Here is a 14,496-nt window from a genome sequence, read left to right on the forward strand (position 1 = left end):
ATCGCGCGAGTGCAAAATGATCCGGCTGATCTCTCTAAAGTGTGTATCGCGGACCAAGTTGTACCAAAGGACGATGGTTACGTTGCGTTTGTCGATTGACGACAAATGGTCGGTCGCCCCACTCTATCCTTCGTTATCGTGGCCTGTAGAGAACCCGACAGATTGACTGGCTTACTTATGAATTGGCCAGTTCGTCATTTGCCCGATGCATCGTTTGCAATGTGAACGCGGTTCAGGTGCCGGTAAATCTCTCCAGGTTGTCGCGTGATGATCACTAAGGACATGGCTGCTCGGTAGGTCAGGGAAAATAAAGACGCCGATGCGAATGGGCCATTCACTTTTATCGGGAGGGAATCATGGCAAGAATGAAACCTGGTGTAGTGCTGGGTCTGACTGCAATAGCGTCATTGTGGTCTCTCAGCGCTTTCGCCAATGACGAATTGCTCACCCTGCAGAAGGACCCAAAGCAATGGGTCATGCCGCTCGGCGACTATTCAAGCACACGCTACAGCGGATTGGACCAGATCAACGCCAAGAATGTGAAGGATCTGCAGGTTGCTTGGACCTTCTCGACCGGCGTGTTGCGCGGTCATGAGGGTGGCCCGCTGGTTATCGGCAATATGATGTATGTGCATGCACCATTCCCCAACACTGTCTTTGCGCTCGATCTCAGCAAGGACGGTCAGATCGTGTGGAAGTATGAACCCAAGCAGGATCCCAACGTCATCCCGGTGATGTGCTGCGATACGGTCAATCGGGGTGTTGCCTATGGCGACGGGCTGATCTTCCTGCATCAGGCCGATGCTTCGTTGGTCGCGCTCGACGCCAAGACCGGCAAGGCTGTCTGGACAGCGAAAGACGGCGATCCGACCAAGGGCGAGACCGGCACGTCGGCGCCAATGGTCATCAAAAACATGGTGCTGGTTGGCAATAGCGGCGCCGAGTTCGGTGTTGTCGGCCATGTCACGGCCTATGATACCAAGACCGGCAAGCAGTTGTGGCGGGCGAATTCGGTGGGTCCGGATGCCGACACGCTGATGGATCCGGAGAAAACCACGCAACTTGGCAAGCCCGTCGGTAAGGATTCTGGTATTTCCACCTGGGAAGGTGACCAGTGGAAGACCGGTGGCGGTACTGCCTGGGGCTGGATGTCCTATGACCCGGAACTCAATCTTGTCTACTACGGCACAGGCAATCCCAGCACCTGGAACCCCGTGCAACGGCCAGGCGACAACAAGTGGTCGATGACTATCTTCGCCCGCGATGCCGATACCGGTGTGGCAAAATGGGTCTATCAGATGACGCCCCATGACGAATGGGACTATGACGGCGTCAACGAAATGATCCTGGTCGACAAGAAGTTCAAAGGCAAAGACCGCAAGCTGCTGGTTCACTTCGATCGCAACGGCTTTGGCTACACGTTGGACCGGGCATCTGGCGAACTGCTGGTGGCCGAGAAGTACGATCCAGCTGTTAACTGGGCAACCAAGATCGACCTGAAGACCGGCTTGCCGGACCGGGTAAAGAAGTTCTCGACCGAAGCTGGCGGCGAGGATACCAACACTCAGAACGTCTGCCCGGCGGCACTGGGCAGCAAGGACCAGCAACCGTCGGCCTATTCGCCGAAGTCGGGCCTCTTCTACGTGCCCACCAACCATGTGTGCATGGACTACGAGCCCTATAAGGTGGCCTATACTGCGGGCCAGCCTTATGTCGGTGCGACGCTGAGCATGTATCCACCCAAGGGTGAAGAGAATCTCGGTAACTTCATCGCCTGGGACGCCGAGACCGGCAAGATCAAATGGTCGTTGCCGGAACCCTTCTCGGTCTGGAGCGGTGCTTTGGCGACAGCCGGCGATGTGGTCTTCTACGGTACGCTGGAGGGCTATCTGAAAGCTGTCGATGCCAAGAGCGGCAAGGAACTTTACAAGTTCAAGACGCCATCTGGCATTATCGGCAACGTCAACACCTACGAGTACGATGGCAGGCAGTATGTCGCGGTGCTGTCCGGTCTGGGTGGCTGGGCTGGTATCGGTATGGCGGCGGGCCTGACCGGTGCGCAAGAGGGTCTGGGGGCGGTGGGCGCCTACCAATCCCTCTCGAAGTACACAGCACTCGGTGGAACACTGACCGTCTTCGCGCTTCCCAAGTGAGTAGCCGGCTGGCGGGGGTGCGGTTTGCCGCATCCCCGCCGTCTTTCCAAGTAACCGACGCGCGGGCCTGATCAAAATCGAACCGAGGACGATGAATGCTGCCGAATGGAAGTCGCTATCTTCAACTCATCGCCGTTGCAACGATGGCGACAATTGTTAGCCTAAGCCCCGGGGCGCGCGCGCAGGATAGCGGTGCTGCCGATGCCGCCGAAAAGCCCTATCGTATCCAGCCGGACGGCACGACAGATTGGGCGACGTTCAACGGCTTTCGACGTTACAACGGTATCTGCCTCACGTGTCATGGGCCAGATGGCGCCGGGAGTTCCTTCGGGCCAGCGCTCATGGAATCGTTGAAGGTGCTCACCTATGAGCAGTTCTTCGAGACCGTCGTGAACGGCAAGACGGACGTCAATACGGCGTCTACGCTGAAGATGCCGGCACTTGGCACCGACCGCAACGTCATGTGCTATATCGATGACATATATGCCTATCTCAAGGCGCGTTCCGACGGTGCGCTCGGGCCTGGGCGACCGGCGAAGCATGATCCAAAACCGGCTGAGGTGGCCGAAACGGAAGCGGCCTGCATGGCTAATTGAGCAAGGATTTCAGCGCGTGAGGAGGACGCTCAAGGCGTTCCAAACCTACCGTCACGTCGTGGCTTGCCTGGCGGCTCTTTGCCTTGCTTCATTCATAAGTTCGTCGGCAAATGCCACGGAGCATCCCGAAGCAGTTGACCGTTCGACATTGCGGGTCTGTGCTGATCCCAGCAATTTGCCCTTTTCAAACGACAAGGGCGAAGGGTTTGAGAATAAGATCGCCGAGCTGCTGGCGGCGAAACTTCATGTTCCGCTGAAATATATCTGGTACCCCAACACGGTCGGGTTCCTGCGCAATACCTTGCGTGCACGCCGCTGCGACCTGGTCATGGGCATTGTCACCGGTGCTGAGATGGTGCAGAGCACCAACCCCTATTATCGGTCGACCTATGTCATGGTCACGCGTAGCGCGGATGGCATCGCAGCCGAGACGATCGAGGCCTTGCGGTCCAAGGATCTTCGAATCGGCCTGACGGCCGGGGCGCCGCCGGCGGACATTGTTGCCAAAAGCGGCCTTGCATCGCGAGTGCGCCCTTATGATCTGATGGTCGACACGCGCTATCGATCGCCGGGCAAGGATATGATTCAGGATCTGATTGATGACAAGATCGACGTGGCGCTGCTATGGGGGCCGATCGCCGGCTATTTCGCGGCGCCACATGGCGGGCAACTGACGATCACGCCCTTGACCAGGGAGACGGCGACCACGCGCATGGAATTCTACATCACGATGGCGGTGCGGCCGGGCGAGAACAATTGGAAGAATGAGATCAACACGCTCATTCGCGAGAATCAGAAAGAAATCAACGCCATTCTGCGCAGCTATCATGTTCCTACACTCGATGCCCAGCGCAATCTCATGCCATGACTGCCTCCGGAGCAATCACGCGTCTCTTGCTGCTTGCTGTCATGTACCTTGCCGCTTCGGTCTCATCGGCAAGTGCAGATGTTGCTGAGCCGGACGCCTACCGGCTGAACGATTACCGCGCAGAAACCCCAGCGACGCTGCATGGTGCGACCGTCATCGGCGCACAAGAACTCCGCCGCTTGATGCTGCAGGACGCAGTGGTGGCAATTGATGTGCTGCCACAACCGCCGCGGCCGTCCGAACTTCCGGCAACGACCTATTGGCGTCCGCCGGCGAGGCACGATATTCCAGGCAGCGTCTGGCTGGCAAATGTTGGCTACGGGAGTCTATCGGACGAGATGGACCAATATTTCCAGGATGCTCTCGACAATATTTCCCTGGGTGACAGGGCGCGCAAGCTGGCCTTCTATTGCGAAGCGCAATGCTGGATGTCCTGGAATGCGGCCAAACGCGCACTTAGCTACGGCTATCGAAGCGTCTACTGGTTTCCGGGAGGCGTTCAGGAATGGAGTGCCGCTGGATACCCGACAATGCTCAATGCAGCAGTCCCATTGAAGTAATGATGATGCCCGTGAAAATCTGGCCCGGCATGAAGGCGGCGGTCCTCTGGTTGTCGCTGGGCCTGGTGGGATCGGAAGCAGATAGTGCGTCCGCGCAGGACATGATGGATCAGGTCGATCTCTCGGGACCGGCTTTTACGACTGCGGAGATGACCCGGGACGAGCTTGTGAATCTCCTTGCGCAAGCTGCGCCTGGGACAGAGATCGATCTGTCGGGCAAGCGGCTCAATGGCCTGGATCTCTCCGGGCTGGATTTCCGGCATGCCAATCTGCGCGGCGCCTATCTCAATAGCGCCAAGTTGGTTGGCGCCAAATTGGACGGTACCATTCTCGACCAGGTGTGGGCCCTCGGTAGCGACTTCAGTGGGTCGAGCCTGGTCGGCGCCACGCTGTTTGGCGCGCAAATGCGCGATGCCAATTTCACGTCGGCCAATCTGTCCAATGCGCGCATCACGGCGGACCTTACGCGAGCGGCCTTCCGGGGTGCCATATTGGTTGGTGCCGATCTGTCAGCCGATATGAAGAACCAGTCGATGGGGCTGATGCGGGCGGTACTGTCTTCCGCCGACCTTGCCGGTGCGGATCTATCGGGGGCCCGCCTGACGCGGGTAAAACTAGAATTTGCCAAGCTTGTCGGCGCAAATCTGTCGGGCGCGGATTTGATGCTGGCGGAACTCGCCGGCGCCGATCTCACGGGGGCCAATGTCGCCGGTACCAATTTCAATCAAACTGACGTCGCATCCACCAAGCTGATTGATCTTGTGGGAGCGGATCAGGTGATCGGCCTCGACAAAGCCAGAAATCTTGACCGTGCCTTGCTGAAATAAGACGAGACCGCCGAGGTGTCGTTCTTGCGTTCGGTTGCCTGAGAGTTGTCCGGTTGCGGCCAGCCCTGCGTCACAGGCCTAAGAATATCCAGAATCTTCTCTACAGCGGCGTCGGTATCGTTACGCGGATATGACAGGGGAATGGGCAGGTCGGTCATCAGACGCCCTTCGCTTGGCGACAGTGCCACAATGCGCGTCGAAAGCTCGACCGCCTCGCGGAGGTCATGGGTCACCAACAGGATTGTCGTGCCATGCTCTTGCCAATATGCCGCAAGCAGCCGCCGCATTCGGCTGGCGCAGGCGGCGTCGAGCGAGATGAATGGCTCATCCAGCAGCAGCATTGCGGGTTTGGTGAGCAATGCGCGTGCCAAAGAGGCGCGCCGCTGCATACCGCCGGACAGTTGGGCCGGAAAGGCATGCTCGCTGCCACCCAGTTCCACATCCGCCAGAAGCGCCATCGCCTCCGCACGGCGTCCGTCACCCGCCACGAGCAGGAGATTGTCGAGAACGCTGAGCCAGGGCACGAGGCGTGGTTCCTGGAATACCATGGCGATCTGCGGCCGCAATCCATCCGGCCACTGCAATTGCCCGCCGAACGTTTGATCGAGGCCAGCAATGATACGCAGAAGCGTGGTCTTGCCGGAGCCCGAGGGACCAACCAGACTGAGAAGCTCACCTTGTGCCACCGTAAGGTCGATGCCGCGCAAGACAGCGTGCGGCGCTGGGCGCGCAAAGCCCCGGGTGATGCCTTGAAGTTGCAAGCCGATCAAGGGCGCCGCCAGCGCTCGACGCGCTGCTCGATTGGCGTCAGGAGACAACCTTCGATCATCATGACGATGGCAATAAATGCCAGGGAATAGGCAAGAATGCTGGCGATGTCGAAATAATTGAAGAAGGTGCGAATCTCGAACCCGACGCCGTTCGGGCGTCCGAGCAACTCCACCACAAGCACGATCTTCCAGGTGAGTGCAAGGCCTGCACGTGCTGATGCCATGAAACTGGGGGCGATCTGCGGCAGTATGACCCGGCGCAGCACCCGAAATCGGGGTACAGCAAAGACCTTGGTCATTTCCAACAAAGACGCGTCTATGGCGCGGGTGCCTTCTCGGGTAATTGCGGCCACGATCGGCGTCTTGTTGATCGTCACGGCGAGGATCGCGGCACTCTCGTTCAGGCCAAACCAGACATAGCACAAGACCATCGTCACCAATGCCGGCATGTTGAGTGCTATTACCAGCCAGCCGCCGAACAGATCGTCCATGATCTGCGACCGGCCGAGCAGGATCCCGGAAATACTGCCAAGAATCATAGCCAGAGTAAAAGCGACGACGACCCGCGCCAGTGTTATGGCCAGGCTGAAGACAAGATCACCCTCGATGAGATGGTGATAGAAGGCCGCCAAAGTCGCGATCGGCGATGGGACCAACACCGGGTCATCGAGCAGCAAGGCGATGAGATACCAGAACCCCAACAAGGCCAGTAAAGATGGCCATCTGAACCAGCGCCGAGCAGATGCGGTCTCCATCGGCGGAACGGCTGCCGCGCGTGTCATGGCCGGAAATGCGGCCAGAAGGTTCCTGCCGGTAGTGTCGGGAGGTCGGCAACTGCATCTGGGTCAATAGCGCGCATCTGCTCAAAAGCAGCATTGGCCGCGGCAACGTCCGCCGCCCCATATCCATCCGGTATTCCGTCGCGATAGCCGGATTTCAGGGCGGCGAACACTGTGTCGTCTTCGGCGTCCATCACGGGGCGCAGGCGCGTCCAGACGGCATCGTCGGTTTTCATGATATCTTTGGCTTCATAGGACGCGTCGATCAGGCCTTCGGCAGCGGCCGGGTTGGCGCCCGCCCAGCTTTCGCTGAAAACCCAGCCCAGGAGAGGCGGTGGTGTTTTGATGCCGAGGGCCGGCAGAATATCGGCGATCGAAATGACCGGCACCATGCCTTTTTCCGCCAGTCTGGCGTTGAACTGCCAGAAATTGAGGACGGCGTCCAATTTGCCACGCAACAGCAGTTCATTGAGCATAGGCGGGGCCGCAAACTGTGCATCGACATCCTTAGCAAGATCCATCCCGGCGGTCTTCAGGGCATAGGCCCGCAACAGAACCCAGCTCTTGTCCGTGGCTCCGCCGGCAATGCCGATGCTGCGACCTTTGAGGTCAGAAATCGTCTTGATGCCTGTTGCCGGGTTGGCCATGACGGCGCCGACCGAGCGCGAGAACGGTACGAAGGTGAAATCGCGCCCGAGAGCGCGCTGCTTGGCGACCCAGATCCAATCCGTGACAATGACGTCGACATCGCCCGCCAGCAGGGCGACGCTGGTGGCCTCTTTGTCGGCAAGCACTTGGGGACTGAGGATAAAGCCATGCTTTCGGTCAAGGCCGTCACCAAGCACCTGGAGCTCCCAATTGACAGTGCCAAATTTCAGCGTGCCAACACGGACCGTCGGCAAGTCAGCCGCACATGCCTGGCCGGTCAGCCAAAGGGCCATGAAAAATACCGACAATGCCCGGCCCATGGATGTCACCATCCCTGCCTCCCTCGGATAGAGGTTTACTGGTCGCGACAGATTTGCTGCGCGTGATGCCGGAAATGATCGGCCATGAAGCTCTGTATGAAGTAGTAGCCGTGATCGTAGCCTTGATGCAGTCGCAACTCGACGGCCTGGCCCGACTGCAGCGCTGCCTTTTCAAAGAGATGCGGATGCAGCTGCTCGGCAAGGAATTGATCATCCAAGCCCTGATCGATAAGGATTTCACCTGGATGCCGGTGCACTTTGACCAGTTCAGACGCGTCATACGCACGCCAATCCGCCGAATCGGGGCCGAGATAGCCGCGAAATGCTTTCTGCCCCCAGGGGCATTGGCTGGGTGCTGCGACGGGAGCGAAGACGGAGACGGACTGATACCGGCTGGGGTTTCGGAGGGCAGCGACCAGGGCACCATGACCACCCATGGAATGGCCGAAGATTCCCTGCCGTGCCATGTCGGCAGGAAAATGTGCGCCGATGACGTCCGGCAGTTCGCGCGTGACGTAGCTGTACATTCGCCAATGGCGCGACCAGGGTTGCTGCGTAGCATCGACATAGAAGCCCGCCCCAACGCCAAAATCCCAGTGATCGGCTTGTCCAAGAAAATCGGTGCCGCGCGGGCTGGTGTCCGGTGCAACCAGGATCAGTCCATATTCCGCAGCCAACCGCTGTGCCGCCGCCTTGACCATGAAAGTCTCTTCGGTGCAGGTGAGGCCGGCCAGGAATGTCAGAACGGGGCACGGCCCGCGTTCCGCCTGAGGTGGCAGAAACACTGAAAAACGCATCGGCAGCCCGATTTCATATGATTGGTGCCGGTAGAAGCCCTGCCATCCACCAAAACAACGCTGCCGCGACAATGTCTCGATCGGCACGCTTGTTATCTGGCTCACGGCCATCGGGCCCATGCCTTGTTGCGATCTGGCATCGGTCAATAGAGTACCACGCTGCGAATGGAGGTTCCGGCTTTCATCAATTCAAAGCCCTTGTTGATGTCCTGAAGCGGCATGGTGTGGGTGATCAGGTCATCGATGTTGATCTTGCCATCCATGTACCAGTCGACGATCTTGGGAACGTCCGTGCGACCGCGCGCGCCGCCGAAAGCTGTGCCCTTCCAGACTCGGCCCGTCACCAACTGGAAGGGCCGGGTGGAGATTTCCTGACCTGCACCGGCAACGCCGATGACAACGGAAACACCCCAGCCTTTGTGGCAGCATTCCAGCGCCTGGCGCATGGTTTTGGTGTTGCCGATGCATTCGAAGCTATAGTCCGCGCCGCCTTTGGTGAGGTCGACCAGATAGGGGACGAGGTCGCCCTCGACCTCCTTCGGGTTGACGAAATGGGTCATGCCGAATTTTTCGGCCAAGGCCTTGCGACCGGGGTTGAGGTCGACGCCGATGATCATGTTAGCGCCAGCAAGACGCGCACCCTGGATCACGTTCAGCCCGATGCCGCCCAAGCCAAAGACAACGACATTGGCACCGATTTCCACGCGCGCCGTATTGATGACGGCGCCGATCCCGGTGGTGACGCCGCAGCCGATATAGCAGACCTTGTCAAACGGTGCGTCTTCGCGAATCTTCGCCAGGGCGATTTCCGGGACCACGGTGAAGTTGGCGAAGGTCGAGGTTCCCATGTAGTGAAAGACCTTCTGGCCTCCGATTGAGAAGCGGCTGGTGCCGTCCGGCATCAACCCTTGGCCTTGGGTGGCACGGATTGCCTGGCAGAGATTGGTCTTGCGGCTGAGGCAATATTCGCATTGCCGACATTCCGGCGTGTAAAGTGGAATGACATGGTCGCCCTTCTTCAGCGATGTGACGCCGGGGCCAATATCGACCACGATGCCGGCGCCCTCATGGCCCAGGATGGCAGGGAAAATGCCCTCCGGGTCGTCCCCAGAGAGGGTGAACCAGTCGGTGTGGCAGAGACCCGTTGCCTTGACTTCGACCAGGACTTCACCTGCCTTTGGCCCGGAGAGCTCAACATCGACAATTTCCAACGGTTTGCCGGCCTGTGTCGCCAGGGCTGCCCGGGTTTTCATGATTGTTTCCTATCCGTTTGAGGGACATGCACCGCCAGCACCGCTAGCCTACGTCCTGCAGGTACGAGCCGATTTATAGAAAGGAAATGCTATCGAGAACTTGCCCAAGTCGGAAATTGGACTTTGGATCAAGGCCGCAATCAATGATAATGCTAGCGCGAGGACCGATAAGTGCGGCGTGAGGTTGCATGCCGCCAAACCAATCAATCAACAGGACCCTTCGCGCTGGGGAGGATTGAGATGGCTGTTCTGGAAGCGCCAAATGCGCCGGGCCACCAGGGAGACCGTGGCGGCATCCTGTGGTCTGTGGAAGCGCGCCGCGAGACGCGTACGACCAGGGACGTTGTGTTGTCGGTGTTGGCGGCCATCGCGAACGATGACAGCGAGCTTGTGCTGCTGTTCTGCTCACCGCAATTCCACATTCCCGAAATCGCCGCCGCGGTGGCGGAATATGGCGGTAGCATGCCAGTTGTTGGCTGCACGACTGCCGGGGAGATCACACCGCATGGCTACCAGCACGGGACCATTACTGGGCTGAGCCTCCCCAAGGCACATTTTAACCTGTCCCTGCAATTGTTCGAACAATTGGCCCAGTTCGACCTTGCTGACGGCTTCTCGGCCGCGCGCACGCTTCTCACCCAGCATGAAGCGGCCGAGTTTCATGCCACGATGCCCAATTCCTTCGCGATCCTGCTCAATGACGGCCTGTCGATGCGTGAAGAGGCCATCGCTAGCGCATTCGGCAACGCCCTGGGTCATGTGCCACTCGTCGGTGGCTCGGCTGGGGTCAGCGCCGTCAAGAACGAGCCCAATATGCTGTTGGGTGGCCGCATCCTGACCAATTCCGCAGTATTAATGTTGATTTCGACGGATCTCGACTTCCGTGTGTTCCAAACACAGCACTTCGAGGCGCTGGCGCAGAAACTTGTCATCACCCGTGCCGATCCCTCCCGCCGGGTCGTCATGCAGATCAATGCAGAACCAGCAGCTCAGGAATATGCCAGACTCCTCGGCCTCACGCGTGCGGATCTCACATCCCAGGTTTTCGCCTTGCACCCGCTCGTGGTGCGTGCTGGCGGCAGATTTTACGCTCGGTCGATCCAGAAGGTGAACGATGACGATAGCCTGCAATTCTTCTGTGCGATCGACGAAGGCATTGTGCTGAGCATTGCGCGCAGTGGCGACCTGGTGGCTGATCTGGAGGCCGTCTTCGAGAAATTGCGCAACGATCTCGGGCCTGTGCAGGCGACGATCGGCTTTGACTGCATCCTACGTTATATCGAGATGGAGCAGGGAGACATGCTGACCGACGTCTCGCGATTGCACGACCTCAACAATGTGATCGGGTTCAACACCTATGGTGAACAATTCGGCACAATGCATATGAGCCAGACATTTACCGGCATCGCCTTTGGCCACCCACGATAATATGCAGGACCAGATTACATCGCCTGCGGATAACGACGAGGTCGTCAAGCTGCGGCGCGAAGTTTCAAAACTGCGTGAGATCAATCGCGCCTTAACGCAGCATGTCGAACATAGCCTGGATCTGCAAGGCAACGCCTATCACCTGTTCCAGACCGCTATCTTGCTAGATCGGATGGTGAAGGAACGTACCCGAGAACTCGAGCATGCACTGGAGGCTGTCGCGGGCACAAATCGCGAGTTGAATGAAGCGGTGGCGATGGGCATGACGGCCCAGAACCGACAACGCGACGCGATTAACAGCATTTCTGAAGGCTTTGCAATATTCGATCCGGCCGACAAACTGATCCTCTGCAATCAGCGGTTTCTGGATTTCTGGCCGAATTTGAAGGGGGACGTCCACACCAATATGACGTTCGAAGCGCTGATCAGGTTGGCGATAAAGAACGGCTCGATTGTCACGCCAAGCGATTGTCCGGCCGAGCAATGGATTGCCGACCGCCTGGCGCAGCGGAAAGATATTAAGCGCGGGGGTATAAATCGCTGGGTCTATGCGCTTTCCAACGGTCGGTGGATCCAGGTCAATGACCGGCCCTCGCTTGAGGGCGGCATTGCCTCGATCTACACCGACATCACCGACGTCAAGGACGCCGAGCGCCAGGAGCGCGAGCAGGCTTTGGCGGAGCGATCGCGCCATCTGCAGGCGACACTCGAAAGTATGTCGATCGGTGTTGCCGTGTTCGATCGGGAACAGCGACTTATGACCGTGAACCAGCGTTATGGCGAGCTGCTGGAGCTACCGGCAAGTCTGTTGACCGTGGGCGCCACATTGCAGAGTTTCCAGCGCTTCAATGATCTTCGCAACGTTCCGGAGCTGGGTGTTACATCACCGCTCGTCACAACGAATGCGACCACGCCATCCGAGGTGAGTGTCAACGGCAGGTGGTTTGCGATCAAGCGGGATCCCATGCCAGATGGTGGGTTCGTCTTATCCTGTGCAGAGATCACTGAGCGTCGGCTGGCTGAGGAGGCTGTGCACGACCGGGAGGAGCGCATCCGCCTGTTCGCAAACGCCATGCCGACCATGATGTGCTACATCGACGAAATCGAGCAGTACCAATTCGTCAATCGAGCGTATCGCACGTCGTTCGGGCGCAACGGCAAGAAGATTCTCGGGCGCAAGATGCGGGCTGTCCTGGGCGAGGAGGAATACAATCTTCGCCGGCCGTATATCGAACGCGTGCTGAGCGGATCGACGGTCGTCTTCGAACTGACGCTGCCGTCGGCGGACGGCGAGCCTCGTTTTGGGCTAGCGACTTACGTGCCGCATCGCGACAGCAACGGTCGCATCATCGGCTTTTTCACGCTGGTACAGGATATTACAGAGCGGCGCCGGGCACAGCGCATCCTGGAGGCTGCAAACGAGGAACTGGAGCGGCGCGTTCATGAACGTACGGCTTCTCTCCAGCAGCTCAATGAAACTTTGCTAGGTGAAGTGGTCGAACGGCGGCGGATCGCCGGTGAGCTGCAGCAGGCGAAAATTCAGGCGGATCGCGCGAATCTGAGCAAGACGCAGTTCCTGGCCGACGCCAGCCACGATCTGTTGCAGCCGCTCAATGCGGCACGGCTTTTTGTCGCCGCTATTCAGGATCAGCCGGTGCCTGACGATTTGCTTCGCTTGATCAGTCGGGTAGATCGCGCGTTGTCGAACGTCGAAGACATTCTCAATATCCTCCTCGATATTTCGAAGCTCGATGCCGGCAAGGTCGCGGTCAATATCAGGCGAGCGCCACTGGCGGCGTTGATGGCCGCCCTCTTTGAGGAGATTGCGCCTCTTGCCAATCGTAACGGCGTCAGCGTTACCCTCATGCCATGTTCGCTCAATGTGAAAACAGACGTGCCGCTCTTGCGCCGTTTGCTGCAGAACTTTCTCACCAATGCCTGCCGTTACGCACCCAATGGACGGATTCTTTTTGGCGCTCGTCGTCGCGGGTCCTTTGTCGAATTGCAGGTGATCGATACTGGAATCGGCATCCCCAAGGACAAGCTCAACGAGATCTTCGAGGAATTCCGGCGATTCACGGAGATCGGTGGCGAGGGATACGGGCTCGGACTTTCGATTGTGCGTCGTATCAGCCGGCTCATCAACTGCCCGGTTCAGGTGCGCTCGAAGCTGGGGAGGGGTTCCATGTTTTCGGTTTCTGTACCGATCGCAACCGGTGTCAGCGAGCCGGTGGAGGTGGGGCCGCCGACGGTTGCCGAGCGCGCGAGTGTTGGAGGCATTCGGGTGGTTGTCGTTGAAAACGAGCCAGACGTTCTCGACGGCATGGCCGGCTTGCTAAATACATGGCGCTGCGACGTGATCGCCGCGTCCGACGAAGCGGGCGCTCTTGCGGAGCTGGTGCGGCGTGGTGACCGCCCAGATATCATTCTGGCGGATTTTCATCTCGATCGAGGGCGCGTCGGAACGGACGTCATCGCCGCCATTCGAAAACACTGCAATGCCGACGTGCCGGCAGCGATCATTACCGCAGACCGCAATTCCGAAATCCAGCATTTAGTGCAGCAGATGGGGGCTACATTGCTGGTCAAGCCAATCAAGCCGGCTCGATTACGAGCGCTGATCTCGTCTGTCCGGTGATGAGAGGTGCCGACTATACTTCTCATAGCGGATGACGGCCTGCGTTCGGCTGGAGACACCAAGTTTCTGCAGCAGGCTCGAGACGTGAGATTTGACCGTCGTCATCTGCACATCAATTTCATAGGCGATGCACTTGTTCGGCATCCCTTGCGCCATGAGTTCGAGAACCTTTCGCTGCTGATTGGTCAGTAGCTCAAATCGACAGAGAAGGGAGTCGTCAATGCCTTCATCGTCATCGGTGGGCGTGGCAACCTTATCGTCTGCCGGCATATAAATACCGCCATCAAGAACGGTCTGGATGGCGCTGGCGAAATGAGCTCGAGGCAGCGACTTAGGAATGTAGGCGGCGGCGCCGGCATCAAAACATTCGCGAATGACGACGTTGTCTGTCAACGCGGAGATGACTGCGATCGGTACATCCGGCCGCCGGGTTCGAAGCGCACGTACGCCCTTGACGCCACTTACGCCGGGCATGCGCAGATCAAGCAGAATGAGATCAATGTCGGCGCTGTTGGCTATGTGATCGAAGGCTTCGGAGAGCGATCCAGATTCAATCACATCGATATCGTGTTGCATGCCCCGAAGAGCGTCCACGATTGCCTCGCGAAACAGAGGATGATCATCAGCGACAAGCACGGTCATCATGGTAGCGTCCTCCCAGGACAAACGTTTTAAAGATTGAAGTCCTATTCCCTAGTCGTGTCAACCCGCGCGTTGTCGTAGTTACAGAAATGTCCGTCCATGAACCCGCCGCCGGACCTTTGCTTGCGACAAGTATGGTGGCGCGAGCGCCGATCTGTGGCTTCCATGTCGAATGCGTTGCGACCGGGAGAAAGCTCGTGTGCGCCGAACAATGGCA

13 protein-coding genes are annotated in these 14,496 nt (G+C 58.5%); 7 read left to right on the forward strand and 6 right to left on the reverse strand.

What is annotated here, in order from left to right:
- The first annotated feature begins 365 nt into the window (after window positions 1-365).
- From AC1DWZ_RS00520 to AC1DWZ_RS00540, 5 genes are all read left to right on the forward strand, one after another.
- Window positions 366-2,153, forward strand: a complete 1,788-nt coding sequence (locus tag AC1DWZ_RS00520) for a methanol/ethanol family PQQ-dependent dehydrogenase (RefSeq protein WP_477166900.1) — start codon at window positions 366-368, stop codon at window positions 2,151-2,153.
- Between the two features lie 143 nt (window positions 2,154-2,296).
- The gene (locus tag AC1DWZ_RS00525; protein WP_477166901.1) at window positions 2,297-2,749 is read left to right on the forward strand and encodes a c-type cytochrome, methanol metabolism-related; all 453 of its coding nucleotides are present in this window, start codon (window positions 2,297-2,299) and stop codon (window positions 2,747-2,749) included.
- 16 nt (window positions 2,750-2,765) lie between these two features.
- A complete protein-coding gene (locus AC1DWZ_RS00530; RefSeq protein ID WP_477166902.1) occupies window positions 2,766-3,617 on the forward strand; it encodes a substrate-binding domain-containing protein in 852 nt (283 codons plus the stop codon).
- 26 nt (window positions 3,618-3,643) lie between these two features.
- Complete coding sequence (locus AC1DWZ_RS00535; protein WP_477166903.1) at window positions 3,644-4,177, forward strand: PQQ-dependent catabolism-associated CXXCW motif protein; 534 nt, start codon at window positions 3,644-3,646, stop codon at window positions 4,175-4,177.
- Between the two features lie 11 nt (window positions 4,178-4,188).
- Window positions 4,189-5,004 (forward strand): pentapeptide repeat-containing protein, encoded by an 816-nt coding sequence (locus tag AC1DWZ_RS00540; RefSeq protein ID WP_477166904.1) that lies wholly within the window; start codon window positions 4,189-4,191, stop codon window positions 5,002-5,004.
- Here the strand turns inward: AC1DWZ_RS00540 and AC1DWZ_RS00545 are convergent.
- From AC1DWZ_RS00545 to AC1DWZ_RS00565, 5 genes are read right to left on the reverse strand one after another with little or no spacing between them, the layout of a single operon-like run.
- Complete coding sequence (locus tag AC1DWZ_RS00545) at window positions 4,950-5,774, reverse strand: ABC transporter ATP-binding protein (protein ID WP_477166905.1); 825 nt, start codon at window positions 5,772-5,774, stop codon at window positions 4,950-4,952. The genes AC1DWZ_RS00540 and AC1DWZ_RS00545 overlap by 55 nt on opposite strands.
- Complete coding sequence (locus tag AC1DWZ_RS00550; RefSeq protein ID WP_477166906.1) at window positions 5,771-6,556, reverse strand: ABC transporter permease; 786 nt, start codon at window positions 6,554-6,556, stop codon at window positions 5,771-5,773. Before AC1DWZ_RS00550 ends, AC1DWZ_RS00545 begins: the two co-directional genes overlap by 4 nt.
- Window positions 6,553-7,533, reverse strand: a complete 981-nt coding sequence (locus AC1DWZ_RS00555; RefSeq protein WP_477166907.1) for an ABC transporter substrate-binding protein — start codon at window positions 7,531-7,533, stop codon at window positions 6,553-6,555. Before AC1DWZ_RS00555 ends, AC1DWZ_RS00550 begins: the two co-directional genes overlap by 4 nt.
- Window positions 7,534-7,556: 23 nt before the next feature.
- On the reverse strand, window positions 7,557-8,423 hold the full coding sequence (gene fghA / locus AC1DWZ_RS00560; protein ID WP_477166908.1) for an S-formylglutathione hydrolase: 867 nt from the start codon (window positions 8,421-8,423) through the stop codon (window positions 7,557-7,559).
- A 38-nt stretch (window positions 8,424-8,461) separates the two neighbouring features.
- Complete coding sequence (locus AC1DWZ_RS00565) at window positions 8,462-9,571, reverse strand: S-(hydroxymethyl)glutathione dehydrogenase/class III alcohol dehydrogenase (RefSeq protein WP_477166909.1); 1,110 nt, start codon at window positions 9,569-9,571, stop codon at window positions 8,462-8,464.
- 240 nt (window positions 9,572-9,811) lie between these two features.
- Between AC1DWZ_RS00565 and AC1DWZ_RS00570 the strand changes: the two genes are divergently transcribed.
- Entirely contained in the window at window positions 9,812-10,999 is a 1,188-nt protein-coding gene (locus AC1DWZ_RS00570; protein WP_477166910.1) for an FIST N-terminal domain-containing protein, read from the forward strand.
- Window position 11,000: 1 nt separating this feature from the next.
- Complete coding sequence (locus AC1DWZ_RS00575) at window positions 11,001-13,637, forward strand: hybrid sensor histidine kinase/response regulator (protein ID WP_477166911.1); 2,637 nt, start codon at window positions 11,001-11,003, stop codon at window positions 13,635-13,637.
- Here AC1DWZ_RS00575 and AC1DWZ_RS00580 read toward each other — a convergent pair.
- A complete protein-coding gene (locus AC1DWZ_RS00580) occupies window positions 13,608-14,282 on the reverse strand; it encodes a response regulator transcription factor (RefSeq protein ID WP_477166912.1) in 675 nt (224 codons plus the stop codon). The genes AC1DWZ_RS00575 and AC1DWZ_RS00580 overlap by 30 nt on opposite strands.
- Window positions 14,283-14,496 lie beyond the last annotated feature (214 nt).

The organism is Dongia sp. P2_B8 (assembly GCF_056404715.1).